16 protein-coding genes, 2 tRNA genes and 1 pseudogene are annotated in these 25,078 nt (G+C 73.9%); 10 read left to right on the top strand and 9 right to left on the bottom strand.

Annotation, left to right across the window (positions count from 1 at the left end; all coding sequences use genetic code 11):
- Positions 1–174: 174 nt before the first annotated feature.
- Together OH807_RS15260 and OH807_RS15255 are read right to left on the bottom strand one after the other, a co-directional pair.
- Positions 175–2,691, bottom strand: a complete 2,517-nt coding sequence (locus OH807_RS15260) for a transglycosylase domain-containing protein (RefSeq protein ID WP_406198761.1) — start codon at positions 2,689–2,691, stop codon at positions 175–177.
- A gap of 222 nt (positions 2,692–2,913) precedes the next feature.
- A tRNA-Lys gene (locus OH807_RS15255) sits at positions 2,914–2,987 on the bottom strand.
- A 134-nt stretch (positions 2,988–3,121) separates the two neighbouring features.
- On the opposite strand from OH807_RS15255, the gene OH807_RS15250 reads away from it, so the two are divergent.
- Together OH807_RS15250 and OH807_RS15245 are read left to right on the top strand one after the other, a co-directional pair.
- Positions 3,122–3,358: a hypothetical protein gene (locus tag OH807_RS15250; protein WP_406198759.1), complete on the top strand. Its 237-nt coding sequence runs from the start codon at positions 3,122–3,124 to the stop codon at positions 3,356–3,358.
- Positions 3,355–4,221, top strand: coding sequence for an alpha/beta fold hydrolase (locus OH807_RS15245; RefSeq protein ID WP_406198756.1), 867 nt, complete (start codon positions 3,355–3,357; stop codon positions 4,219–4,221). The genes OH807_RS15250 and OH807_RS15245 overlap by 4 nt, the downstream gene beginning before the upstream one ends.
- Before the next feature lie 147 nt (positions 4,222–4,368).
- Here OH807_RS15245 and OH807_RS15240 read toward each other — a convergent pair whose 3' ends face one another.
- The 5 genes from OH807_RS15240 to OH807_RS15220 all read right to left on the bottom strand — a co-directional run bounded on the left by OH807_RS15240 (position 4,369) and on the right by OH807_RS15220 (position 9,408).
- Entirely contained in the window at positions 4,369–5,046 is a 678-nt protein-coding gene (locus tag OH807_RS15240) for a GPP34 family phosphoprotein (protein ID WP_406198754.1), read from the bottom strand.
- A gap of 130 nt (positions 5,047–5,176) precedes the next feature.
- Positions 5,177–5,250 (bottom strand) — tRNA-Lys (locus OH807_RS15235).
- Positions 5,251–5,376: 126 nt separating this feature from the next.
- On the bottom strand, positions 5,377–7,452 hold the full coding sequence (locus OH807_RS15230; protein WP_406198752.1) for a dipeptide ABC transporter ATP-binding protein: 2,076 nt from the start codon (positions 7,450–7,452) through the stop codon (positions 5,377–5,379).
- Positions 7,449–8,408, bottom strand: a complete 960-nt coding sequence (locus tag OH807_RS15225; RefSeq protein WP_406198749.1) for an ABC transporter permease — start codon at positions 8,406–8,408, stop codon at positions 7,449–7,451. The genes OH807_RS15230 and OH807_RS15225 overlap by 4 nt, the downstream gene beginning before the upstream one ends.
- Positions 8,409–8,424: 16 nt before the next feature.
- Positions 8,425–9,408, bottom strand: a complete 984-nt coding sequence (locus tag OH807_RS15220; RefSeq protein ID WP_406198746.1) for an ABC transporter permease — start codon at positions 9,406–9,408, stop codon at positions 8,425–8,427.
- A gap of 319 nt (positions 9,409–9,727) precedes the next feature.
- Between OH807_RS15220 and OH807_RS15215 the strand changes: the two genes are divergently transcribed.
- Together OH807_RS15215 and OH807_RS15210 are read left to right on the top strand one after the other, a co-directional pair.
- A complete protein-coding gene (locus OH807_RS15215) occupies positions 9,728–11,431 on the top strand; it encodes an ABC transporter family substrate-binding protein (protein WP_406198744.1) in 1,704 nt (567 codons plus the stop codon).
- A 548-nt stretch (positions 11,432–11,979) separates the two neighbouring features.
- Positions 11,980–13,176 carry a low temperature requirement protein A gene (locus tag OH807_RS15210; RefSeq protein WP_406198741.1) on the top strand — a complete coding sequence of 399 codons (1,197 nt, stop codon included), beginning with the start codon at positions 11,980–11,982 and terminating at the stop codon, positions 13,174–13,176.
- Between the two features lie 140 nt (positions 13,177–13,316).
- Here the strand turns inward: OH807_RS15210 and OH807_RS15205 are convergent.
- Positions 13,317–14,315, bottom strand: a pseudogene (locus tag OH807_RS15205) (LysR family transcriptional regulator); the annotation flags it as partial.
- A 222-nt stretch (positions 14,316–14,537) separates the two neighbouring features.
- Here OH807_RS15205 and snpA (OH807_RS15200) point away from each other — a divergent pair.
- The 5 genes from snpA (OH807_RS15200) (at position 14,538) to OH807_RS15180 (ending at position 19,672) form a co-directional block, all read left to right on the top strand.
- Positions 14,538–15,191 carry a snapalysin gene (snpA, locus tag OH807_RS15200; protein WP_406198738.1) on the top strand — a complete coding sequence of 218 codons (654 nt, stop codon included), beginning with the start codon at positions 14,538–14,540 and terminating at the stop codon, positions 15,189–15,191.
- 157 nt (positions 15,192–15,348) lie between these two features.
- Positions 15,349–15,975, top strand: coding sequence for a snapalysin (gene snpA / locus OH807_RS15195; RefSeq protein ID WP_406198736.1), 627 nt, complete (start codon positions 15,349–15,351; stop codon positions 15,973–15,975).
- A 112-nt stretch (positions 15,976–16,087) separates the two neighbouring features.
- A complete protein-coding gene (locus OH807_RS15190) occupies positions 16,088–16,744 on the top strand; it encodes a pentapeptide repeat-containing protein (RefSeq protein ID WP_406198734.1) in 657 nt (218 codons plus the stop codon).
- Between the two features lie 260 nt (positions 16,745–17,004).
- Positions 17,005–19,086 (top strand): phosphocholine-specific phospholipase C, encoded by a 2,082-nt coding sequence (locus OH807_RS15185; protein ID WP_406198731.1) that lies wholly within the window; start codon positions 17,005–17,007, stop codon positions 19,084–19,086.
- A gap of 319 nt (positions 19,087–19,405) precedes the next feature.
- Positions 19,406–19,672: a hypothetical protein gene (locus tag OH807_RS15180; protein WP_406198729.1), complete on the top strand. Its 267-nt coding sequence runs from the start codon at positions 19,406–19,408 to the stop codon at positions 19,670–19,672.
- Between the two features lie 125 nt (positions 19,673–19,797).
- Here OH807_RS15180 and OH807_RS15175 read toward each other — a convergent pair whose 3' ends face one another.
- Positions 19,798–23,103, bottom strand: a complete 3,306-nt coding sequence (locus OH807_RS15175; RefSeq protein ID WP_406198727.1) for a S41 family peptidase — start codon at positions 23,101–23,103, stop codon at positions 19,798–19,800.
- 136 nt (positions 23,104–23,239) lie between these two features.
- Between OH807_RS15175 and OH807_RS15170 the strand changes: the two genes are divergently transcribed.
- Positions 23,240–24,949, top strand: a complete 1,710-nt coding sequence (locus OH807_RS15170) for a chitinase (RefSeq protein WP_406198724.1) — start codon at positions 23,240–23,242, stop codon at positions 24,947–24,949.
- The last annotated feature ends 129 nt before the right edge of the window (positions 24,950–25,078 follow it).

The following is a 25,078-nucleotide window of genomic DNA, read 5'->3' as shown; positions in this document are numbered from 1 at the left end:
CCTGCCCCCAACTGTGCGCAACGTCCAGTGCACGGAGACCGCAGCCGGCACCCCGAACGACGACGGGCGGGCGGCCGAAGCCACCCGCCCGTCCCGCGCCGGATCACCACCCTCCGACGGGTCTGCTACCTGCTACCTGCTGCCCACGACCGACCGGGCCCGACCGGCCACCGACTACTGCGCCGCGCCGGCCGCCGCCGGGACCCCGGAGCCCGAGCCGGAGCCCGTCCCCGAACCGGCTCCGCTCCCGCCCGTCCCGCCCGACGGCTGGGGAGCGGTGGTCGGGGCCGTGGTCGGCCCCGTGGTGGGTGCGGTGGTCGGGGCCGGCGTCCGGGTCGGCCGGCCGGTCGGCCGGGTGGTAGGCGGCGAGGTGGGCTGCTGGGTGGGGGCGGTGGTTGCGCCGCCGTTCCCGCCTCCCGTGCCGCCCTGCCCGCCGGACGTCCCGGAGCCCTGGCCGCCGGACGACCCGCCGGAGCCGCCCGCTGCGCCCGGCGAGGCGCCGGAGCCCGGGCCGGTACTCGGCGAGGCCGGGGCCGGGGCCGAGGGGGTGCCGGACGGGGTCGACGAGCCGTCCGTCCCGCCCGACGACGAGCCGCTGTCCGACCAGGAGCCGTCCTTGCCCGAGGGCGAGGCGAAGTCGGTGACCGGTACGCCCTTCAGGGCCGCCTTCATGTAGCCGGTCCAGATCTGCGCGGGGTACTGGCCGCCGGCCGCGCCGTCGATCCCGCCGGTACCGCTCAGGCTGACCTGGGCGCCACTGGCCGGGTCCTGGCCGAACAGGGCGACGGAGGTCACCAGCTCGGGGGTGTAGCCGACGAACCAGACCGACTTCTGGTCGTCCGTCGTCCCGGTCTTTCCGGCCACCGGCCGGCCGAGCGCCTTCGCGCGCCAGCCGGTGCCGCCCGGGTCGCTGACCACGCCCTGCAGCATCGCGGTCACCTCGCGCGCGGTCTCCTCGCTGACCGCCTGGGTGGCCTTGTGGGCCGGCAGCGGGAGTGCCTCGCCCTCGCGGTCCACCGACTGCACCAGCCACGGGGTGATCTGCTTGCCGCCGTTGTCCAGCGTGGCGTACACGCCGGCCATGTCGAGCACGCTCGGGGTGGCCGCGCCGAGCGGGATGGACGGCACCGGGTCGAGGCCGGGCGTGCCGCCGGGCAGGCCGAGCGCGATGCCGGTGTCCCGGACCTTCTGCAGCCCGGTGTCCTGGGCGAGCTGGGCGAAGACCGAGTTCACCGACCAGTCGGTGGCCTGCTGGAGGGTGACCTGGCCGTAGCTCTTGTCGCCCTCGTTCGGCGGCGCGTAGGGGGTGCCCTTCCCGCCGCGGACCTTGCGGCCACTGGTGCCGTCGTAGACGGTGCGCGGGGTGACGGTCTGGCCGGACTGCGTCCTGGCGTCGTTCTCCAGCGCCGCCGCCAGGGCGATCGCCTTGAACGTGGAGCCGGCCTGGTAGTCCCGCCGGGTCGCGTTGTCGATGTAGTGCTTCGTGTAGTCGACCCCGCCGTACAGGGCGACCACGGCACCGGTCTTCGGGTCGACGGAGACGGCGCCGGCCTGGGCGGCCGCGTCCTTCTTCCGCTTGTCCGGGTTCAGGGTGTCGTGCAGCTGGGCCTGGACCGAGTCCTGGAGGGCCTGCTGGCGCGTCGGGTCGACGGTCAGCTTGATCGTGTAGCCGCCCTTGGCCAGCTCGGACTCGCTGATGATCTGGTTGCCGGTGAGGTACTCGGTGGCCGCGTTGACCAGGTAGCCGGCCTGGCCGGAGAGGCCGAGCTGGGCCTGCGGGTCCCTGACCTCGGGGAAGGTGGTGGCGGTCCGCTCCTCGGCGGAGAGCCAGCCCTCCTTCACCATGCCGTCCAGGACGTAGTTCCAGCGGTTCACCGCGTTCTGCTTGCCGGCGGGGGTCGCGGTGGCGACGTCGTAGGCGCTCGGGGCGTTCAGCAGGGCGGCCAGGTAGGCGCCCTGGGCGGGGTTGAGACCGGACGCGTCGACGCCGAAGTACTGCTGGGCAGCGGCCTGGATGCCATAGGCGCCGCGCCCGTAGTAGGAGGTGTTGAGGTAGCCGGAGAGCACGTCGTCCTTGGACTGGGTGGCGTCCACCTTGATGGCGATGAAGAGCTCCTTCACCTTGCGGGTGATGGACTGCTTCTGGCTGAGGTAGGTGTTCTTCACGTACTGCTGGGTGATCGTGGAGCCGCCCTGGGTGCCCTCGCCCTTGGCGGTGTTGACGGCGGCGCGGACCAGACCGGTCACGTTGACGGCGCCCTCGTGGTAGAAATTGCGGTCCTCGGCGGCCAGCGCGGCGTGCTGGGCGGCGGGGGAGACCTTGTCGAGGGGGACGTTCTGCCGGTTGGTCTGACCGGTCCGGGCGATCACCGAGCCGTCCTGGTAGAGCCAGGTGTTGCTCTGCGCGGTCGCGGCGGCGTGCGCGTCCGGCACCTTCACCAGGGTGATGCCGAGCGCGAAGAGGCCGATGCCGAGCAGTACCGCGGTGACGAACCCGAGCAGGGTCATCCGCCAGGTCGGGATCAGCCGGCGCCAGCCGGTGCGCTTCGGGCGGCGGGCCTTCCGGCCGCCACCCGTACCGCCGGTGCTGCCGGTGCCGTCGGCCGGGTACGCCGGGGGCCGCTTGAGGCGCTTCACCGGGCGCAGTCGGACGGACGGCGTGCGGCGGCCGCTCTGGGGATTCTGGGACAAGGCGCGGCCTTTCCTGCGGGCGGACCGGGCCGGCCTGCACGGCGGGGACATCGGAGGTGGGGGACCTTTGTCCCATTTCCGGTTTACAGCCCAGGACGTACCGAATGGGTCGGTTGGCTCCGTCGAAGCGGCAAGCGAGACCGACATCACACGCAAAACGGACGCCGAAGGGCAAAAAAATCGGAGAGCCCCTCGCTGATGCGAGAGGCTCCCCAATGTCTGTGCGCCGCCAGGGACTCGAACCCCGGACCCGCTGATTAAGAGTCAGCTGCTCTAACCAACTGAGCTAGCGGCGCCTGCTGACCTGGAGAACAATACACGGTCCGGCGGGGTGTCTCGAACCGGTTCGGACGGCGGCCGTGCCGGCCTCGGTGACGATGCCCGTTTCCGCCCGGTTGGGGTGGAGTTTGCCGCCGGTTAGGGTGGAATCGTGCCCAGCCCCCACCCCGGCCGGCCGAAAGCCCGGCCCGTCGTCGCCGCCCTGCTGATGCTCAGCGCGGTGGCGTACACGGCCTGGGTGCTGGAGGTCGCGGTCTGGCTGGCCGTCCTGGCCCTGGGCCTGCTCCGGGGCCGCCCGGCACCGCCGGCACCGAGCCGGGCCCGGAGCCGGGCCGGGCGGAACAGCGACGAACACGACCGGGCCGGACGGCAGGGGGTGGGGCCGTGACGGCCTCCGCCGCCAGGTTCCTGCGGATCGGCGGTACGCCCCTGCACGTGCGGACCGAGGGCACGGGTCCGGTCTGCCTGCTCACCGGCGGGCTCGGCAGCAGCTGGTTCGACTGGGACCTGGTGGTGCCGTTCCTCGCCCCCTACCGCACCGTGGTCCGCTTCGACCGGCCCGGCTACGGGCTGAGCGCACCGGCGCCCGCCACCCGGACCGGCGGTCCGACGCTGACGGACGAGGCGGAGCGCATCCGGGCCGTGCTGGACGCGCTCGGGCTGCGCGAGCCGTGCACGGTGGCGGGCCATTCGCTGGCCGGGTTCCACGTGGAAGCCTTCGCCCGGCTCCATCCGAACCGGACGGCAGGGCTGGTCCTGCTGGACGGGAGCAGCGAGCCCGCCCCGCGTCCGCTCCCGGCGCCCGCGCTCCGGGACGCGGCGGCCCGGGCGGCGGCCGGCGCGGCCACGGCCCTGGCGGTGCCGTACCTCCTCGGCCCCGCTGTGCGGCGGCTGGTCGCGCGGGCCTCCACCGTCCGCCGGGAGGACCTCGCCCCGGCGCCGCTGGTGCGGCACTGCTACCGGACCGGACGCGGCCTGCGCGCCCTGCTCCGCGAGAACACGGCCTACCTCGACCAGGCCGCCGACCTGGCCGGGCTGCGCCGCGCCGCACCGCTGCCGGACGGGCTCCCGGTGACGGTGCTCGCCGCCGACGACGGCTGCCGGACCAGCCGCACCGAGGACTGGCTCGGCCGCCAGCAGAGCCTCGCCGCGCTGCTCGGGGCCGACTTCCGGACCACTGCGCCGGCCGGGCACCTGGTGATGTTCGACCGCCCGGACGCGGTGGCCTCGGCGGTCCTGGACACCCGCTGAGACGGCCGGCACCGGAGGGCACCCGGCTCACCGGCCGGCACCGAGCGCCACCGGCCGGCACCCGCCCCACCGGCCGGCACCGAGCGCCACTGACCGGCACCCGCCCCACCGGCCGGCACCGACGACGGCCGTCGCCCGCCGGTGGGCTCAGCCCGCGGTGGCCGACGAGTCCGCGTCGACGGCCCGTCGTACCGCCCGGGCGACCGGCAGCTCCCGGACCAGCAGCCGCACGGCGCGCCGGGTCGCGGCGCCGGCCGGGCCCGGGTAGACGCGCCGGTCCAGCCGCCCGGCCCCGATCAGCCCGGCCAGCTGCCGGTCCCGCTCGTCCGCCGCCGACCGGCCGTCCGCCGGTGCACCGGCGCCCCCGGCCTCGCGGGCGAGGGTGGCGGCCACCCGGGCGGCGATCTCCTGGCCGATGCCCGGCCGCGTCGCGACGTGGCGCCGGTAGGGCAGGCCGAGGAAGCGGCGCTGTTCGACGGTGACGAACCCGTCCGCGGCCAGCCGGGCCAGGAAGGGGGCCGATCCGGGCCTGCGCGGGACCTGCCGGATCGCGCGGTCCAGGCTGAACCCGTTGCGGCGCTTGCCCGCGTCCTCCAGCCGGGCGAGCACACCGGCGGCGACCTCGTCCTGGCCGCCCAGCGGCCGGTAGCCGGTGATCCGCCGTTCCTCGACGGTGATCGCGCCGTCGAGCAGCAGCTCGACGACGACCCCGCCGGCGAGGACCCGGTGGTAGGTGGCGGCCGGGACGCGGAGCCGGCCGTCCACCGGATCGGCGCAGAGCAGCAGGAGTTCCTCGGGAATCGGGCGGCGGTCGGACGGCGTCATCGGGCGGCTCCCTCCGGGCGTCGGCGGCGGGCGGGGCCGCTTCTCCTGGAACGTACCGGTGGCGGGGCCGGTGCGTCCCGGAAACGCCTCAGGCCGCCCACCGAAGTGGACGGCCTGAGACCTTGCCATGTGCGCCGCCAGGGACTCGAACCCCGGACCCGCTGATTAAGAGTCAGCTGCTCTAACCAACTGAGCTAGCGGCGCCTGCTGACCTGGAGAACATTACACGGGGCCGGGCCGATCCGCCGAATCGCCACCGGTCGGCCACGTTCCGTGGCCGGTCGGTGGGGAGAGCGGCCGGGCCGCTCTCCCCACCGACCGCCCCGCGTCCTACTCCGGGAAGTGGCAGGCCGCCCGGTGGTCCACGCCCGCCGCGGGAGCCGCCAGGGGCGGCGCCTCGGTCTCGCAGCGGGTGCGGGCCTCGGCGTCGAGCCCGGCGTGGACGAGGCAGCGGGTGCGGAACGGGCAGCCGGTGCGGCGCGCGGTGGGCGAGGGCGGGTCCCCGGGCAGCAGGATGCGGCTGCGGGCCCGTTCGGCGGCCGGGTCCGGGAGCGGGACGGCGGAGAGCAGGGCGCGGGTGTAGGGGTGGCGCGGGCGGTCGAAGACGGCGGAGACCTCGCCGTCCTCGACGGTGCGCCCGAGGTACATCACGCTCACCCGGTCGGCGAGGTGCCGGATCACCGAGAGGTCGTGCGAGACGAAGAGGTAGGAGAGGCCGAGCTCCGCCTTGAGCGCCTGGAGCAGGTTGAGCACGCCGGCCTGGATGGAGACGTCCAGTGCGGAGACGGGCTCGTCGAGCACGAGCAGCTTCGGGCGGACGGCGAGCGCCCGGGCGATCGAGATCCGCTGCCGCTGCCCGCCGGAGAACTGGTGCGGGTAGCGGACGGCGTGCGCCGGGTCGAGGCCGACCTGCCGGAGCAGTTCGGGCACCCGGCGGGAGATCTCCTCGCGGGCGGTGCGCTGGGCGCGCAGCGGCTCGGCGACGATGTCGCCGACCGGCATCCGCGGGTCGAGGCTGGCCATCGGGTCCTGGAAGACGATCTGCAGTTCGGCGCGGAGCCGGTGCGCGCCGGCCCGGGAGAGCCCGGCGGCGTCCTGCCCGAGGACGTCGATCCGGCCGGCTTCGGGGGCGGCGAGCCGCAGCAGCTCGAACAGGGTGGTCGACTTGCCGGAGCCGGACTCGCCGACCAGGCCGAGCGTCTCGCCCTGCCGGATGTCCAGCTCGACGCCGTCCACGGCGTAGACCTCGCCCACCCGGCGCTTGAAGACGGTGCCCTTGAGCAGGGGGAACGTCTTGGTCAGGCCGGTGACGGAGAGGACGGGCGGGCGGTCCTGCCGGGCGCCAGCCGCCGGGGCGGGCGGCGGCACCACCGGCACCGGGTACACCTCGGCCGGTGCGGGCCTGCGCTCGGCGAGCTCGCCCGCCCGGACGCAGGCCGCGAGGTGGTCGTCGGGGCCGTCCAGCCCGGGTTCGGCCGTCCGGCAGCGGTCCTCGGCCAGCGGGCAGCGGGCGGCGAACGGGCACCCGGTGGGCAGTTCGGCCATCGGCGCGGGGCTGCCGGGGATCGGGACCAGCGGGCCGCCCCGGGTGTCCAGCCGCGGCACCGCGCCGATCAGCCCGAGGGTGTACGGGTGGCGGGGGGCGGCGAACAGCTCGTCCACGCCGGCCGTCTCGACCACCCGGCCCGCGTACATCACGGCGACCCGGTCGGCCATCCCGGCGATGACGCCGAGGTCGTGGCTGACCAGGACGAGTGCGGCGCCGGTCTCCCGCTGGGCGGTCCGCAGCACGTCGAGCACCTGGGCCTGGATGGTGACGTCCAGGGCGGTGGTGGGCTCGTCGGCGAGCAGGATGTCGGGGTCGTTGGCGATGGCCATGGCGATCATCGCGCGCTGGCGCATGCCGCCGGAGAACTCGTGCGGGAAACTGTCCAGCGCGCGCTCGGGCGCGGGGATGCCGACCAGGTCGAGGAGTTCGGCGGCGCGCCGGCGGGCGGCGGGCTTGTCGAGGGGCTGGTGGATCCGGAGCGCCTCGACGATCTGGTCGCCGATCCGGTAGACGGGGGTGAACGCGGAGAGCGGGTCCTGGAAGACCATGGCGACCCGGCGGCCGCGGACGGCGGCGAGCTCCCGGCCCGGCAGGCCGACCAGCTCCCGGCCGTCCAGTTCGACGGAGCCGTGGACGCGCGCCGTCCCGGGCAGCAGGCCGAGCACGGCCAGCGCGGTCACGGACTTCCCGGAGCCGGACTCGCCGACGATGCCGAGGGTCTCGCCGCGGCTCAGGGTGAGGTCGACGCCGCGGACGGCGGGGACGGCGGTGCCGCGGGGCCCGGCGAAGTCGACCCGCAGGTCGCGGACGTTCAGCAGCGGGGCGGTGGCCTGCGGGGTTTCGGCCGTGGTGGTCACTTGCTACCGCGCTTTCTGCGCCGGGTGCGGGCCGCGTCGGCGGTCGGGTCGAGGGCGTCGCGCAGCCCGTCGCCGATCAGGTTGACGGCCAGGACGAAGAGGACGAGCAGCCCGGCGGCGAAGTAGAACAGCCAGGGGAAGGTCGGGGCGTCGAAGGTGCCGGCGGCGAGCAGTGTGCCGAGCGAGACGTCGGGGGCCTTGACGCCGAAACCGAAGTAGGAGAGCGCGGTCTCGCTCATCACGGCGCCGCCGACGGCGATGGTGGCGTCGATGATGAGGAAGGAGGCGACGTTCGGCAGGATGTGCCGGGTGATGATCCGCACCGGCCGGACGCCCATGAACCGTGCGGCGCGGACGAATTCGCGCTCGCGCAGCGAGATGGTCATCGAGCGGACCACCCGGGCGGTGATCATCCAGTTGAAGAGGGCGAGCAGCAGGACGAAGGCGAGCCAGCCCGCGCCCTTCAGCCGGGGCGAGACGATGGTGATGATCAGGAAGCTGGGGAAGACCAGCATGAGGTCGACCCCGAACATCAGCACCCGGTCGGTCCAGCCGCCGAAGTAGCCGGCGCAGGCCCCGAAGAGGGAGGCCAGCACGGTCGAGAAGAGCGCCACCAGCAGGCCGATGACCAACGACTTCTGCAGTCCGCGGACGGTCTGCGCGAAGACGTCCTGGCCGACCCCGTTGGTGCCGAACCAGTGGGTGCCGGAGGGGGGTTGGCGCAGTGCGCCGTAGTCGGGAGTGGCGTAGTCCCAGGGGGTGAGGTACTGGCCGCCGAAGGCGAGGGCGAACAGCAGCAGGACGATCACGGCGCCGGCGACGGCGCCGCGGGCGGCGAGCAGCCGGGTGAGGACGATCCGGCCCCGGCCGGTCGCCCCGGTGCCGGCCGCGGCCGGGGTGGTGGCGGGCGGGGGCTCGGGGGTGGGCGCGGAGGGCTCCGCGACGACGGCGGTCACTGGTGGTCTCCTCCGGTCAGGACCGCACGCGCGGATCGAGGGCGGCGTGCAGGGTGTCGGCCAGGAAGCCGGAGGCGAGCACCATGACGGCGGCGAACAGGTTGACGGCGACGACGGAGTTGACGTCCTGTTCGTTGATGGACTGGATGAACCACTCGCCCATGCCGTGCCAGCCGAAGATGGTCTCGGTGAAGGCCGCGCCGGTGAAGATGCCGAGGAAGCTGTAGGCGAACATCGTCGACATCGGGATGACGGCGGTCCGCAGGCCGTGCTTGACGAGCGCGCGGCCCCGGGTGAGGCCCTTGGCCTCGGCGGTCCGCAGGTAGTCGGAGCCGAGCACGTCGAGCATGGTGCCGCGCTGGTAGCGGCTGTAGGTGGCGAGGCCGCCGAGCGCCAGCGAGAGGGTCGGCAGCAGCAGGTGCAGCGCCCAGTCGCCGAGGTGGGCGCCGAGGCCGCCGGTCAGCCCGGGGGTCTCGTACCCGGTGAACGGGACGACCTCGTGGCCGGCGACGTCCTTGGCGGCGATGGCGCCGTTCTTGAGGACGAGCGCCACCAGGAAGACCGGGGTGGAGAGCATCAGGAAGGAGAAGACGGTCAGCAGCCGGTCCGATATTCGGTACTGGCGGACGGCGCTCCAGGCGCCGGCGGCGACGCCGAGGACCATGCCGAGCAGGCTGCCGATCAGCAGCAGCCGCAGCGACACCCAGATCCGGCGGCCGAAGTCGTCCAGCACGGGGGTGTCGTGGATGGTGCGGCCGAGGTCGCCGTGGAGCAGCAGACCACCGGCCCAGTGGCCGAACCGCTCGACGACCGGGGTGTGGTCGTTCAGGTTGAGCTCGGTGAGCTGCCGTTCGACCGAGGCGGCGGCCGGTCGCGGCACCTTGGCCTCGAAGTAGGTGCGCGGCTGGAGGGCGGCGGCCGAGAGCGCGTACGCCAGGAAAACGGCGGCGACCAGCAGCACGGCGTAGTAGGCGAGCCGCGTCGCCAGGTAGCGGAGCATCAGCGGCCGCCCGGGGTGGGGGCGGGGCCGACGCGTCTGGTGGGCATCGGTGTGGGTGGCCTTCGGTCGGTGGCCCGGGTCGGGCCGGTGAGGGAAAGGTGCAGGTCACGAGTGTTGCACCGGCGCGCGGCCGGGGTGTTGCGGCAGTGTTGCGGCCTGTTTCGGTTGGATCAGGTGTGCACTCCTCCCCCTGGTACTCGTGGTGATCGGCTGTTACTTTCCTTCCGCCGGCACCGACTTGGCTGCCCACGCTCAAGCCTCGCCACACCTTGCGACGCTCAACTCTCACCACTCGTCGTTCTCACCGGGGGGAACCCTCATGGACGCTTCCAGCACGCCCGCCCGCCACTTCGGCCGGGCCGCCGCACTCGCCCTCGCCGTCGCGCTCGCGGCCACCGCGTGCACCTCGGGCGGCGGCTCGGCCGACAACGTGGCCAAGAGCGAGCCGCCGAGACAGGGGGCGGTCGACATCAACGCGAAGTCGCCGGACCAGCTGCGCGACGGCGGCGAGGTGCGGTTCCCGCTGTACCAGTGGATCACCCAGTGGAACCCGTACCAGGTGGACGGCCGGTACGGCGACGCGGTCGAGATCATGCGGGTGCTGGAGCCGGAGCTCTTCACGACGGACGAGAGCGGCACCTTCAAGCCGGTCACCGACTACCTGCTGGAGGCCAAGGTCACCTCGACCTCCCCGCAGGTGGTCACCTACAAGCTCAACCCGAAGGCCAAGTGGTCGGACGGGAAGGCCCTCGGCTACCAGGACTTCAAGGCCGACTGGGAGGCCAGCAACGGCAAGAAGGACGGCTACAACATCGCCGACTCCTCGGGCTACGAGCTGATCTCCGACGTCGCCCAGGGCGCCGACCCGAGCGAGGTCAAGGTGACCTTCTCGGAGCCGTACGCGGACTGGCAGAACCTCTTCCGCCCGCTGATCCCGGCGGCCGGGATCGCCACCGCGGACGACTTCAACAAGAACTGGGTGGACAAGATCCCGATCACCGCCGGCGCGCTGAAGATCGGCACGGCGGACAAGACGGCGCAGACCATCACGCTCGTCCCGGACCCGGCCTGGTGGGGCACCAAGCCCAAGCTGGACAAGATCACCTTCCGGGTGATGTCGCAGTCGGCGACCACGCAGGCCTTCCTCAACAACGAGATCGACTACGCCACGGCGGGCACCGCCACGGCGTACGGGCAGCTCAAGGACGCCAAGGACACGGTGATCCGGACGGCCAGCCCGTGGGACGAGGTGCACATCTCGTTCGGCGGCGGCGGTGCGCTGGCGGACCAGAAGGTGCGCCAGGCGCTCGGCAAGGCGCTGGACCGCTCCGCGCTGATCAAGATCGCCAACAACGGTGTTCCGGTCGAGTTCAAGCCGCTCGGCAACCACATCTTCATGCCCAATCAGACCGGCTACCAGGACAACTCCGGCGAGTGGGCCAAGTTCGACCTGGCCGCCGCGAAGAAGGCGCTGGACGACGCGGGCTGGAAGGAGGCCGGCAGCGGCCAGCCGCGGACCAAGGACGGCCAGCCGCTGACCCTGCACTTCGTGCTCAACGACGCCACCCCGCAGGCCCAGCTCGACCTCGCCACCGCCGCCCAGGCGATGTGGCTGGCGGCCGGCGTGAAGGTCGAGCTCGACAAGGTCCCGAGCAACGACTTCTTCACCAAGTACGTCAACCAGGGCAAGTTCGACATCGCCAGCTGGCGCAACACCGACTCGTTCCCGCTCTCCAGCAGCCTGACCAACTTCCGCCTGCCGCAGGGCGAGAACGTCTTCGGGAACTTCTCCAAGCTCGGCACGCCCGAGATCGACGAGCTGCTCAAGAAGGCGGCCGGCACCATCGACCCGGTGGAGGCGGCGAAGCTGTACAACCAGGCGGACGCGCGGATCTGGGAGCTCGGCCACACCGTGGAGCTCTACCAGCGGCCGACCGTGGTGGCCGCCCGCAAGGGGCTCGCCAACTACGGCGCGTTCGGCCTGGCCGGCGTCGACTACGCCAAGGTGGGCTGGGAGAAGTAGGCCCGGCTGCGGCTGCTCCGGCTGCGGCGGCGGCAGTGATCGCGGCGGCGCATGCGGCCGCGGTCGGCGCGGCGGCACGGCAGGCGCTGGCGAGCAGCGCGGTGATCACGAGGCCGGTGGTGCGGACGCGCGGGGGACGGTTCTGCCGCCCCCGCTCTCCTGCCACCGGTCTTGACCTTCCGCGTTGCCCGCAGGCCGCCCGTGTCGTGGGGTCCCCTCCGGACCCGTCCGCTTCCAACCGGGGAAGAATCTAGCGGGGCCGGCGAGGCCGTCGGGCGGTACGGCGCGGGCGCGCCCGGAAACCCGCCGAGCTGTCACCCGGTTCGCGCACCCGGGCGTCAACTCTCGCTGACGGCACGGAAAATCGGGCGAAAGTGACACTCGGGACGCGGTCGCCGGCCCGCCTCCCGGCGCGGTTCCGGCGGGCGGGCGACGGTGCCCAGGGCCCCCGTACGGCGGTCGCGCCGGTGCGTGCGCCGGGCCCGGGCCGCTGCCAGGATGCGGCGGGACGGCGCAGCCCGCCCGTCCCGGAGCCCGGAGACCCGACCATGAGCAGCGAATCCGCCGCAGTCCCCCGCCCGCACCACCCCGATCCCGACCGGCTTCCGGTGCGCCGGATGACCCCGCGCAGCCGGGACGAGCCGCACCGGGTGGCCACCCCGCTGGAGCTCTTCTTCGACCTCTGCTTCGTGGTCGCCGTCGGCCAGGCCGGCCGGGAGCTCGCCCACGACCTGGCCGACGGCCACTACGGCGCGGGCCTGACCGGGTACGTCTTCGCGTTCTTCGCGATCTGGTGGGCGTGGATGAACTTCACCTGGTTCGCCTCCGCCTACGACTGCGACGACGTCCCGTACCGGGTCACCACGCTGGTGCAGATCGCCGGCGTGCTGATCCTGGCGGCCGGTGTGCCGCGGATGTTCGCCGATCAGGACCTCGTGCTCTCGGTGGTCGGGTACGTGGTGATGCGGCTCGCCATGGTCACCCAGTGGCTGCGCGCGGCGGCCAGCGAGGAGGGGCAGGCGCGCACCGTCGCACTGCGCTACGCGGCCGGGATCACGGTCTGTCAGATCGCCTGGGTCGTGATGCTGGCGCTGCCGCACGATGTCCGTCCGTACCTGATCCCGCTCGGCATCCTGGCGGAGCTGTCCGTGCCGGTGATCGCCGAGCTGCGGGTCCGGACGCCCTGGCACCCGCACCACATCGCCGAGCGGTACGGACTGTTCACCCTGATCGTGCTCGGCGAGACGGTGGCGGCGGCCACCGTGGCGGTGCAGTCGGCGGCGGACGAGCACGAGGGCCTGGCCCGGCTGCTGCCGGTCGCCGGCGGCGGGCTGCTGATCTGCTTCGCGGCCTGGTGGATCTACTTCGCGCGGTCGGTCCACGACCACCTGCGCTCCAACCGGCAGGCGTTCCTCTGGGGCTACGGCCACTACCTGGTGTACGGCTCGGCGGCGGCGATCGGTGCCGGGCTGGAGGTGGCGGTCGAGTCGGCCGTGCACAAGGCGCACATCTCCGAGACCGCCGCCACCGCGACGGTGACCGTGCCCACCGCGATCTACCTGTTCACGGTCTGGCTGCTGCACGCCCGGCACGTCAAGACCGGGGTCGAGCAGGCGCTGCTGCCGGCCGCCTCGGTGGCGGTGCTGGCGTGCACGGCGGCCGGCGGCTCCGGTGTCCTGGCGGCGGGTCTGGTGAGCGCGCTGACGGTCGCGGTCGGCGTGGTTCTGCACGCCCGGACGGCCTGACCGGCCTGACCGGCCCGGCGGTCGGAGCCGTCCCGGCGGTCCGGGCCGTCCGGCGGGCCCGCCTCTGGGGTCCACGGCTCCCGGGAGTGCCCGCCCCGGGGCTCCGGCTCCGCGCCGGGGGAGTGGCAGAGCAGCTGGTGGAGGGCGTGGTCGTGCCGGGCGAGCCAGGCCCGGTAGGCCGGGTTGACCCGGGCCAGGTCCAGGTAGGCGGCGCGCAGCTCCCCGTACAGCGCGTCCAGTGCGGGCGGGCTGAGCGCGCGCGGCCGCCAGGCGAGCAGGAGCCGGACGGCCAGCGGATCGCCGTGCACCGGCCGGACGACCGTGCCGGGCCCGGGGGCGGCGGTCGGCTGGCACGGGCGGACGGCCTCGCCGGAGGCGACCAGCTCGGCGGCGGTCGCGTTGTCGCGCACCTGCACCACCCGGGGGTTGAGCCCGGCCTCGCTGAACACCCGGCGCATCGCCGCGTACTCGTGGTCGGCGGTCGGGTCGACCATCCAGGTGTCCTCGGCGAGGTCGGCGAGGTGGACGACCGGCCGGGCCGCGGCCGGGTGGCCGGCCGCGAGCGCGACGAACTGCGGCTCCCGGGCCATCAGCACCCGGTGCTCGGCGTCCGGCGGCACCCGCAGCGGGAAGCCCTCGCTCTCGTGCACGAAGGCCACGTCCAGCTGGTCGGCGGCGACCATCCGCAGCAGGGCGTTGGCGGAGATGTCGATGTGGATGGTGGTGTCCGTCTCGGGCAGCCGGTCGTGCACGCGGCGCAGCCAGGCCGCCACCGCCCGGCTGCCGACGCTGCCGATCCGCAGCCGGCGGGCGCGTTCACCGGCGGCCTCCCGGGCCTCCTGGCGGGCGGCCGCGACCAGGGCGGCCATCCCGGCGATCACGGGCCGGGCCCGGGACAGCACCGAGTGGCCGAGCGCGGTGGGCCGGCTGCCGGTCTGCTCGCGGGTGAACAGGGTGCCGCCGACGGCCCGTTCGATGCGGTGCAGCTGGGTGGTGAGGGAGGGCTGGGTCATGCCGAGTTGCAGCGCAGCCTTGCGGAGGCTGCCGGTGTCGGCTATCGCGCACAGCACCCGGAGGTGTCTCACGTCGAGCTCCACAACGGGAGCATAACGGGCGAATGGGTGTGACGCCAGGGACATGACAGATCGTCGGACGGCCGGTCCGCCCACCGCCGGCCGTCCGGCCCCCTCCGACCGGCCGGCCGGGCCCCGCCGACCGGAGGGGATTGCCCGGGGCTATCACCGGTTGACATCATCCGCCGGGCCGCCGTCCTGACCGAAGCTCTGGGGCAGCAGGAAACCATCCGGTGCCCCGCGGCAGGCCCCCACCGGCCGCGGCATTCGCATAATCGGAGCCCCCACATGAACCGCATCTCGCGGACGCTCTCCGCTGCCCTCGGGCTCGCCCTCGCCGCCGGCGTCGCGGCCCTGCCGACGGCCGCCACCGCCGCACCCGTCGGCGGTACCGCCGCCGCGCAGCACTACACCGCCGCGGCGCCGGCCCAGAAGGGTGCCGGCAAGGCCGACAACCAGGCCTTCTTCGAGGCCGTGATGAAGTCGGCGCGGGCCAAGCAGGCGGCCACGCCGTACCTCAAGGCGGTCGTGGTGACGTACGACGCCGGCAACGCGCCGTCCTTCTCCTCCGAGATAGCCCAGTCCGCCCAGATCTGGAACGGCTCGGTCGCCAACGTCCGGCTGCAGGCCGGGTCCAACGCCGACTTCTCGTACTACGAGGGCGACGACCCGAGCAACGGCTCCTACGCCAGCACCGACGGCCACGGCTCCGGCTACATCTTCCTCGACTACACCCAGAACCAGCAGTACAACTCGACCCGGGTCACCGCCCACGAGACCGGCCACGTGCTGGGCCTGCCGGACCACTACTCCGGCCCGTGCAGCGAGCTGATGTCCGGCGGCGGCCCCGGCCCCTCCTGCACCAACCCGTACCCGAACTCCGCCGAGCGGCGCCGGGTCAACTCCCTCTGGCAGTACGGGCTGGCCGCCACCGCGCGCTGACCCCCGCCACCCCCGAGGACCGCACCACCCGTTCCACCTGCACCACCCGTTCCAACTGAACCACCCGCACCACCTGTGTCATTCGAGTCACCCGTTCACCCGTTCACCGCGGCCCACCCCCAGAGCGGCCGCGGCACCCGCGAACAGGAGCCCCCACATGAACCGCATCTCCCGCACGTTCTCCGCGGCCGTCGGCCTGGCCCTCGCGGCCGGTCTGGCCGCCCTGCCCACCACCGCCGCCGCCGCGCCGGTCCAGGGCTACACGCCCTCCGCGTCGGCGTCCAGCTACGCCGGTTCGGCCACCGAGGACGCGAACAACCAGGCGTTCTACGAGGCCGTGATGAAGTCGGCCCGCGCCAAGCAGGCCGCCACGCCGTACCTCAAGGCGGTCGTGGTCACGTACGACGCGAGCAGCGCCCCGACCTTCCGCAACCAGATAGCCCAGAGCGCCCAGATCTGGAACGGCTCGGTCGCCAACGTGCAGCTCCGGTCGGGCTCCGGCGCGGACTTCCGCTACTACGAGGGCAACGACTCGCGCGGTTCCTACGCCAGCACCGACGGTCACGGCTCCGGCTACATCTTCCTGGACTACCAGCAGAACCGGCAGTACAACTCGACCCGGGTCACCGCCCACGAGACCGGCCACGTGCTGGGCCTGCCGGACCACTACTCCGGCCCGTGCAGCGAGCTGATGTCGGGCGGCGGCCCCGGCACCTCCTGCACCAACCCCTACCCGAACAGCGCCGAGCGCAGCCGGGTCAACTCGCTCTGGGCCCGCGGCTGATCCAGCCCCTCCGCCAGGGAGGCCCGGCCGCTCACCCCGAGCGGCCGGGCCTTGTCGGTGCCACGTGCGAGCATGCGGGCGAGAACCGTCCACCGATCGCGAGGTGCCCGCCGTGCCGCTCTCCGTCCCCGACCGTCTGGCCGACCTGCCGTACGCCCACCTGTTGAGCCCGCACAGCGGCCCGCTGCGCAGCGACGGGCGCTACGACACCGTGCACTTCGACGGCGGGGAGTACACCGACCAGTCGGCCGGCGGCGCGGGCTTCCTGGAGTGCGCGTTCACCGGCGTCGCGTTCAGCGGGGTCAGGCTCCGCCAGGCCAGGTTCAACGAGGTCTGGGCGCAGGCCGGCCGCTGGGTGGGCTGCGACCTCAGCGAGAGCGAGTGGCAGGACAGCGCGTTCACCGGCGGCGTGCTGGCCGGCGTCGCCGCCCACGGCTCGGCGCTGCGCCGCACGGTCTTCCGCGGCTGCAAGCTGGAGGCGGTGAACCTGCGCGCCGCCGTCCTGCGCGACGTGGTCTTCGAGGACTGCCTGCTGCGCGACGTGGACTTCGGCGACGCCAAGCTGACCGACGTCTCCTTCCCCGGCTCCACCCTGGAGGAGGTCCGGCTGCGCGGTGCCAAGCTCACCAGGACGGACCTGCGCGGCGCCGTCCGGCTCGGCCTGCCCGACGGCCACCTGGGGCTCAGGGGGGCACTCATCAGCTCCACCCAACTCCTCGAACTGGCACCGCAGTTCGCCCACGCGCTGGGGATCACGGTGAAGGACTGAGGCCGGCGGCCGGGCGGCCCCGCACGCCGCCCGGGCGCCCGGCCCGCCCCGGGGTCCGTGCCCCGCACCCGTGTCCGCGGAGTGGCGGCGGCCCGCCCCGCCGTTCAGGCGGGCGTCACCGGGCGACGACGGGACGAACAGTCCACCAACCCTGCTGCGGCCCTCTGGTGGGCGGCTCCGGGGCGGGTGGATGATGCTGCGCGATCGATGAGCCCCAACTTGTGTGCACAACATCGCCAGCGAAGGGACGGGCCGGGCTGATGGCCGAGCTGAGTCGTAGGAAGTTCGTCGCACTGTCGGGAGCCGCTGCGGCGGGTCTGGCCGTGGCCGGGACCACCGGTGCGGGGGCCGCGGCGCCGGGTGCGCCGGCCGCCGCGCCCACCGGAGCGCTCTCGCAGACCGGCACCATCGCGGACGCGCGCCACATCGTCGTCCTCATGCAGGAGAACCGCAGCTTCGACCACTACTTCGGCATGCTGCGCGGCGTCCGCGGCTTCGCCGACCGCAGCGCGATCCAGATCGCCGGCGGGTACAGCGTCTTCAACCAGCCCAACGGCCTGCTGAGCCGCCAGTACCCGTGGCAGTTCAGCGCGACCAAGCCGGCCGGCGGTGCCGACCCGGAGCGTCTGGCGCAGTGCAACGGCGACCTCGCCCACGGCTGGTCCGACCAGCACAAGGCGTGGAACGGCGGCAAGATGGACTCCTGGGTCGCCGCCAAGGGCAATGTCCGCCCGCTCGGCTACCTCACCCGCCAGGACATCCCGTTCCACTACGCGCTCGCCGAGAACTGGACCGTCTGCGACGCCTACTTCTGTTCCGTCCTGAGCGCCACCGGCCCCAACCGCACCTACCACTGGTCCGGCCAGATCGACCCGGCCGGCGCCGCGGGCGGCCCCGCGTACGACGGCGGTGACGAGAAGGGCCTGCGCTGGCAGACCTACGCCGAGGCGCTGGAGAACGCCGGCGTGAGCTGGAAGCTGTACCAGAACGCGGCCGACAACTACGGAGACAACGCGCTGGCCTACTTCACCCAGTTCAGCTCGGCCCCGGCCGGCAGCCCGCTCGCCGTCAAGGGCATGGGCTCCGTCCCGAAGGTGACCGGGAAGACCCCCGAGGACATCGTCGCGGCGCTCAAGGCCGACGTGCTGAACGGCACCCTCCCGCAGGTCTCCTGGATCGTCCCCAACCAGGAGGTCTCCGAGCACCCGTACGCCACCCCGGCCGACGGCGCGAACTTCGTCCACAACGTGATCGACGCGCTGGCCGCCAGCCCGGACGTCTTCAACTCCACCGTCCTGTTCCTCAACTACGACGAGAACGACGGCTTCTTCGACCACGTCCCGCCGCCCACCGCCCCGGCCGGCACGCCGGGCGAGTTCTACGGCGGCACCAACATCGGCCTCGGCTTCCGCGTCCCGATGATCGCCGTCTCGCCGTGGACCCGCGGCGGCTGGGTCAACTCCGAGGTCTTCGACCACACCTCGGTGCTGCGCTTCATGGAGAAGTGGACGGCCGCCATCGGCAAGCCGGCCACCTGCCCCAACATCAGCGACTGGCGCCGGCGGGTCTGCGGTGACCTCACCGGTCTCTTCGACTTCGCCAACCCGGTCTACGGCCTGCCGGCGCTGCCCGACACCGCGAGTGCGGTCGTCGGCATGTCGAGCTGCGGCCCGCTGCCCAACCCGGCCCCGGTCGACAACAAGCTGCCCGTGCAGGAGCCCGGCACCCGGCCGGCCCGCGCGGTGCCGTACCAGCCGAACGCCAACCTGGACCACCTGGAGTTCGGCTCCGGCGGGGTGATGAAGGTCTGGCTGAAGATGGCCAACGAGGGGGCGGTCGCCCAGAAGTCGGCGCACTTCGCGGCCTACGCCAACGCCTACCGCAGCGGCGGTCCCTGGCAGTACACCGTCGACCCGGGCGGCAACCAGAGCGACTTCTTCAACTGCGGCACCAGCTACGGGAACGGCCAGTACGACCTGTCGGTGGTCGGCCCCAACCGCTTCCTGCGCCGGTTCAAGGGCGATGCCACCAAGGCGGGCAAGAACGCGGCCGTCACTGCCTCGTACGCGGTCGAACCGGGCACCGGCAAGCCGGCGGTCTACTTCAAGCTCGCCAACGCCGGCACCACCGCGCTGACCTTCACCATCGCGTCGAACAACTACCGCACCGACGGCCCCTGGACGTACCAGGTGCCGGCCGGCGGCAACGTCAGCGACTACTTCAACGCGGTGGCGTACAACAACGGCTGGTACGACTTCACCGTCACGGTGGACGCCGACGCCACCTGGTCGCAGCGGTTCACCGGCCACCTGGAGACCGGCGCGCCGAGCATCAGCGGCTGAGCCCGGCCCGCCGCCGCTACCGGCCCCGGGGGAACCACGGATCACGGACCTCCCGGGGCCCGTACGGCGTCAGCCACCGCGGCGCCAGCGCGTCCAGCCGCTGCCCGGGCTCCGGGCCGCGCACCGTCGCGGGGAGCCACGTCTCCGGCGCCGTCCGGCCGCCCCCGGGGCAGCGCGCCGCGGCTCCGCCCGGCGGGGGCCGCCCACCACGGCCCTTCGGGTGCCTCCGGCCGGGACGAAGGGCCCTGTCCTGCGGATGCGCCCGCCGGGCACCGGTGTGAGAGTGGGGGCAGCCCGGTATTCGTCCGGAGGAGGAGTCATGGGCATCTTCGACAGGTTCCGCCACAAGGCGCACGACGCCACCGGGGACGCCAAGTCCTCCCTCGGCGGGAGCCACGAGCAGGACACCACCGCGATGACGGACGCCGCCCAGCGTGCCGCCCTCGCGCACGACGAGGCCGCGGACGCGTTCACCCCCGAGGTCGAGAAGGCCCGCGAGGCGCAGGATTCCCTGCGGCTCGGCGACCGGGAGGCCGAGGAGCGGGCGCGGGAGGACATGACGGCCGAGGGCGATCCCTGGGACTGACCCCGCCCGGAGCGGCCGGAACGGCACCACGAGGGGGCGCACCCGTCACGTGACGGGCGCGCCCCCTCGTGCGTGTCCGCCCACCGCCAGGTGCGGTTGCGCCGGCCGTCCCGCCCGCGTCCCGCTCACGCCCGCGGCGGCAGCGGCGGGCGCCGCAGGTCCGGGCGCGGTGTGTCCTCCGGCGGCGGGACGGCGGCCGGGGCGTCCTCCAGCAGGTCCAGCGCCAGCCGCACCGCCGTGACCAGCTCGACGTGCCGCCCGCGGGCCCAGTCCTGCGGGGTGCGCAGCACGTGCACGTCCGGCTCCACCCCGCGGTTCTCCACCGACCAGCCGAGTCCGCCGGTGAACCAGGAGGCGTTCTTCGGCACCGAGATCTGCGTCCCGTCGCCGAGGGTGTGCCGCCCGGTCATGCCGACCACCCCGCCCCACGTCCGGTTGCCGACCACCGGGCCCAGCCCGAGCAGTTTGATCGCGGTGATGATGACGTCGCCGTCCGAGCTGGTGGCCTCGTCGGCGAGCGCCACCACCGGTCCGCGCGGCGCGTCCCGGGGCCAGCGCACCGGTTGCCGGCCGCGGCTGAAGTCCCAGGCCAGCACCCGCCGGGTGAGCTTCTCCAGGACGAGTTCGGAGACGTTCCCGCCGGCGTTCCCGCGGACGTCGAGCACCAGCGCGGGCTTGTCCAGCTCGCGCCGCACGTCCCGGTTGAACTGCGCCCAGCCGGAGCCGCCGAGGTCCGGGATGTGCAGGTAGCCGCACCGGCCGTCGCTGAACTCCCGGACCAGGTGGCGGCGTTTGGCCACCCAGTCCTGGTAGCGGATCGGCCGCTCGTCGGTCAGCGGCGTCACGGCGAGCCGGCGGACCGGGCCGTCGGGGCCGCTGCGCAGGGTCAGCTCGACGGTGGTGCCGCCGGTGCCGGCCAGCAGCGGCCCCGGGCCGCGGACCTCGTCCAGCGGCCGCCCGGCCACCGCCAGCAGCTCGTCGCCGTCGTGCACGCCCTGGGCGGCGAGCGGGGCGCGGGCGCGGGGGTCGGAGGACTCGCCGGGCAGGATGCGGTCGAGCAGCCACCGCCCGTCCGGCGCGCGGTGCGCGTTGGCGCCGAGCAGCCCGAGCGGCTGCTGCACCAGCGAGGGCCCCTCGCCGCGCCGGGAGGGCGTGACGTAGGCGTGCGAGGTGCCGAGCTCGCCGAGGAGCTCGCGCAGCAGGTCGGCGAAGTCGTCCGGGCCGGCGACGCGCTCCAGCAGCGGTCGGTACTGCTCGACGAGCGCGGGCCAGTCCAGGCCGGACATCCCGGCGTCCCAGAACTGGTCCCGGACGATCCGGGCCGCCTCGTCGTACGCCTGGCGCCACTCGGCGGCCGGGTGCACGGTGTGGGTGATCCGCCGCAGGTCCACGGAGGTGGCCGCGGAGGGCGCGGTGACCGGGACGATCCGCAGGGTGCCGGACGAGTAGACGGCCACCGAGCCGCCGTCGCCGGAGACGGCGTAACCGTCCAGCTTGTCGGCCAGCGTGCTGCGGCTGCCCCGGGCGAGGTCGAAGTACTCCAGTGAGGGGCGGCCGGAGGTGTCGTCCGGGTTGGTGAAGGTCTGGCCGAGGGTCCCGGAGATCGGCCAGCGCAGCCAGACCAGCCCGCCGCGGACGGCGTCGGTGGCCGAGTACTTGGAGGCGATCACCGGGAACTGCTGCAGGCGCTCGCCGATGCCCTCCGGGTCGAGGTGCACGGTGCCGTCACCGCCGCCGTCCTCGCGCGGGCCGGTGTCCTCGGCCGGCGCGGCGAACGGGGACGGGGTGTCCGCGGCGAGCGGGACGAGGTAGGGGCGGCAGCCGAGCGGGAAGGAGAGGTCGCCGGTGTGCACGTCGTGGACCGGGTCGAAGCCGCGCCAGGAGAGGAAGGCCAGGTAGCGGCCGTCCCGGGTGAACACCGGCTGCTCGTCCTCGAACCGGCCGTCGGTGACCTCGGTGACCGGCCCGGGCGCGTCGGTGCCGGTGAGCCGGATCCGGCGCAGGGACCGCCCGGCCACCGGCTGGGACCACGCGATCCAGCGCGAGTCGGGGGAGAACCGGGCGCCGGAGACCGGGCCGTGCTCGGAGGCGGCCAGTTCGCGGACGGTCCCGTCGGCGGTGGAGACCAGCAGCAGCCGGCCGTCGGAGGCGGCGGCGGCGAGCCGGGTGCCGTCGGGGGCGGCGGTCAGCTCCAGGACGCGGCCGAGCCCGCCGGCGGCGAGCAGCCGGTGCCCGTGCTGCGCCGGGGCCTGCTCGTGCCCGGGCAGCGGGACGATCTCGACGGCGTCCTCGCCCTCGGCGTCGGTGATCCAGGCGGCCTCGCCGGTGAGGCCGAGGACGACCGGCAGCCGGGTGCGCACGCCGGGGGTGTCGGCGAGTGCCCGGGCGGGGCCGTCGCGGTGGGTCAGCCAGTACTGGCTGCCGCGCACCGTGATCACGCCGGCGCGGCCGGTCCGGTCGCAGGCGAGGTCCTTGACGTGCGAGGCGGCGCTCACCTGGTAGGGCCGCCGGCCGGCCCGGGCGCCGCCGAGCGGGACGTCCAGCCGGCGCGGGGCGGGGGCGTCCAGGCTGTCCAGCAGCCAGAGGTCGCCGGCGTGCTGGTAGACGATCCGGGTGCCGTCGGTGGCGGCCTCGCGGGCGTAGTAGGAGGCGTGGTCGGTGTGCCGGCGCAGGTCGCTGCCGTCGGGGCGGCAGGAGTAGAGGTTGCCGATGCCCTGGTGGTCGGAGAGGAAGGCGATCCGGTCGCCCTCGGCGCAGCTGACCGGCATGGGGGAGGCGAGGTGCCCGCGGTGGCCCTCCAGCACCCGTTCGCCGTCCACCCAGAGCCGCCCGGTGGCCCCGCCCCGGTAGCGCTTCCAGGCGGCGGGCTCGTGCGGCGCGGAGCCGGTGAGCAGCACCGTGTGCGTCCGGCTCACCTGTGCGTCGCCGACCGGGCCCCAGGGCATCCGGTGCCCGGGCGAGCCGTCCGGCGGCAGGGCGTGCGCCCAGGTGTAGTGGCCGAAGGGCTCGTGGTAGGAGGTGACGGCGAGCAGTTCGCCGTCCGGCAGCCAGCCGCGCAGCCGGGTGTCCTGGCTGCCCCAGTGGCTGAGCCGGACGGCCTCGCCGCCGTCCACGGGCGCCGTCCAGACCTCCGGGGTCAGGCTCTGCCAGCCGGTCCAGCCCAGGGTGCGGCCGTCGGGGGAGAGCCGGGGGTGGCTGACCCGGGTGCGGTCGCAGCTGACCCGCCAGGCGCGGCCGACGCCGCCGTCCTGGTCGAGCGGGGCGACCCAGACGTCGTCCTCGGCGGTGAACGCCAGCAGGCCCCCGCGCAGGTGGGGGTGGCGGAGGTAGCCGGGCGACGTCACCCCTCCATGGTTCGACGGGGTGTCACGCCCGGCAACCGGACGCCGCGGCCGGGCCGGCTCCGGGAGCGTCCGACCGGTCTGGACCATTGACACCACACCGGCGAATCCACTTCAGTGGTCTAGTCCAACAAGGGTGCGCGGTCGGGCCGAACCCCCCACTGGCACGACCTTCGCCGTGCCCTCGGACACCCCCACGATCCGCGCCCCCGCAGGAGTCCCCCGCATGCGCAGAACACCCGTACCCGCACCCGCCGCGCCCGGCCGCCGCCGCCCGCGGGCGGTGCTGGCCGCCGGCACCGCCTCGGCCGTCGCCGCCGCCACCATGGTCGGCCTGACCCTGGGTCTGGCCCCCACCGCCTCGGCCGGGGAGTTCCTGGTCAACGGCGGTTTCGAGAGCGGCGCCCTGAACCCCTGGAGCTGCACCGGCGGCACCGGCAGCGTCGTCACCGGCCAGTCCCACGGCGGCAGTTACGCCCTCGCCGGGGCCGCCTCGGCGAGCGACACCGCCCAGTGCACCCAGACCGTCACCGTCGCGCCCAACACCACGTACACACTCAGCTCCTGGGTGAAGGGCTCGTACGTCTACCTCGGTGTGAACGGCGGCACCAGCACCTGGACGCCCGGCACCGGCGGCGCCTACCAGAAGCTCAGCGTCAGCTTCACCACCGCCGCCACCCAGACCAGCGCCACCGTCTACACCCACGGCTGGTACGGGCAGGGCACCTACTACGCGGACGACCTCTCGCTGGACGGCCCGGGCGCGCCCTCGCCGACCCCCACGCCGACCGCCACCACCGCCTCGCCCACCGCCACGGCCTCCCCGACGGCGACCGCGACCCCGACCGCCACACCGACGGTCACGCCCACGGTCACCGCCACGCCGACCGACACCGCCTCGCCGACCGCGCCGCCGCCCGGGGGCCACTCCCTGGTCGGCTACCTGCACGCCAGCTTCGCCAACGGCGCCGGCTACACCCGGATGGCCGACGTCCCGGACTCCTGGGACTTCATCAACCTCTCCTTCGGCGAGCCGACCTCCGTCACCTCCGGTGACATCCGGTTCAACCGCTGCCCGGCCACCGAGTGCCCGACCGTCGAGTCCGACACCGACTTCAAGGCCGCCATCGCCGCCAAGCGGGCCAAGGGCAAGAAGGTGCTGATCTCGATCGGCGGCCAGAACGGCCAGGTCCAGCTCACCACCACGGCCGCCCGCGACACCTTCGTCAGCTCGGTCTCGGCGATCATCGACAAGTGGGGCCTGGACGGCCTCGACATCGACTTCGAGGGCCACTCGCTCTCCCTGCAGACCGGCGACACCGACTTCAAGAACCCGACCAGCCCGGTCGTGGTCAACCTGATCTCCGCGCTGAAGACGCTCAAGGCCAAGTACGGCCCGAACTTCGTCCTGACCATGGCGCCGGAGACCTTCTTCGTCCAGCTCGGCTACCAGTACTACGGTTCCGGCCCCTGGGGCGGCCAGGACCCGCGCGCCGGCGCCTACCTGCCGGTGATCTACGCCCTGCGCGACGACCTCACCCTGCTGCACGTCCAGGACTACAACTCCGGCTCCATCATGGGCCTGGACAACCAGTACCACTCGATGGGCGGCGCCGACTTCCACGTCGCGATGACCGACATGCTGCTCAAGGGCTTCCCGGTGGCGGGCAACACCGCCAACACGTTCCCGGCCCTGCCGGCCAACAAGCTCGCCATCGGCATGCCGGCCACCACCAACGCGGGCAACGGCTACGTGGCGCCCGCCGAGGTCAACAAGGCCCTCGACTGCCTCACCAAGCTCGCCAACTGCGGCAGCTACGTCCCCAGGGCCGGCGCCCAGCCGAACCTGCGCGGGCTGATGACCTGGTCCGTCAACTGGGACCAGTTCGGCGGCCGGGAGTTCTCCAAGAACTTCGACGGGTACTTCCACCGCTGACCGATCCCTGCGGGCGCCGGACGGTCTCCTCCCCACCGTCCGGCGCGCCCGCAGTCGTTCCTGTGGCCCAGTCCCCGCGGCGCCGCCGTCGCCGGAAGCCGGGCGCCGGGCGGCGGTGCTTGGCGCGCC

The sequence above is a fragment of the Kitasatospora sp. NBC_01560 genome (assembly GCF_045208415.1).
Classification (GTDB): domain Bacteria; phylum Actinomycetota; class Actinomycetes; order Streptomycetales; family Streptomycetaceae; genus Kitasatospora.
This window is presented reverse-complemented; position numbering and strand designations above follow the sequence as displayed.

Excerpts from the sequence above, each read along its gene's own strand:
- OH807_RS15240 (WP_406198754.1), bottom strand. The coding sequence starts at position 5,046 with ATGACGCCGTCCGACCGCCGCCCGATTCCCGAGGAACTCCTGCTGCTC.
- OH807_RS15220 (WP_406198746.1), bottom strand. The coding sequence starts at position 9,408 with ATGCTCCGCTACCTGGCGACGCGGCTCGCCTACTACGCCGTGCTGCTG.
- OH807_RS15215 (WP_406198744.1), top strand. The coding sequence starts at position 9,728 with ATGGACGCTTCCAGCACGCCCGCCCGCCACTTCGGCCGGGCCGCCGCA.
- OH807_RS15210 (WP_406198741.1), top strand. The coding sequence starts at position 11,980 with ATGAGCAGCGAATCCGCCGCAGTCCCCCGCCCGCACCACCCCGATCCC.
- snpA (WP_406198738.1), top strand. The coding sequence starts at position 14,538 with ATGAACCGCATCTCGCGGACGCTCTCCGCTGCCCTCGGGCTCGCCCTC.
- snpA (WP_406198736.1), top strand. The coding sequence starts at position 15,349 with ATGAACCGCATCTCCCGCACGTTCTCCGCGGCCGTCGGCCTGGCCCTC.
- OH807_RS15185 (WP_406198731.1), top strand. The coding sequence starts at position 17,005 with ATGGCCGAGCTGAGTCGTAGGAAGTTCGTCGCACTGTCGGGAGCCGCT.
- OH807_RS15180 (WP_406198729.1), top strand. The coding sequence starts at position 19,406 with ATGGGCATCTTCGACAGGTTCCGCCACAAGGCGCACGACGCCACCGGG.
- OH807_RS15175 (WP_406198727.1), bottom strand. The coding sequence starts at position 23,103 with ATGGTCCAGACCGGTCGGACGCTCCCGGAGCCGGCCCGGCCGCGGCGT.
- OH807_RS15170 (WP_406198724.1), top strand. The coding sequence starts at position 23,240 with ATGCGCAGAACACCCGTACCCGCACCCGCCGCGCCCGGCCGCCGCCGC.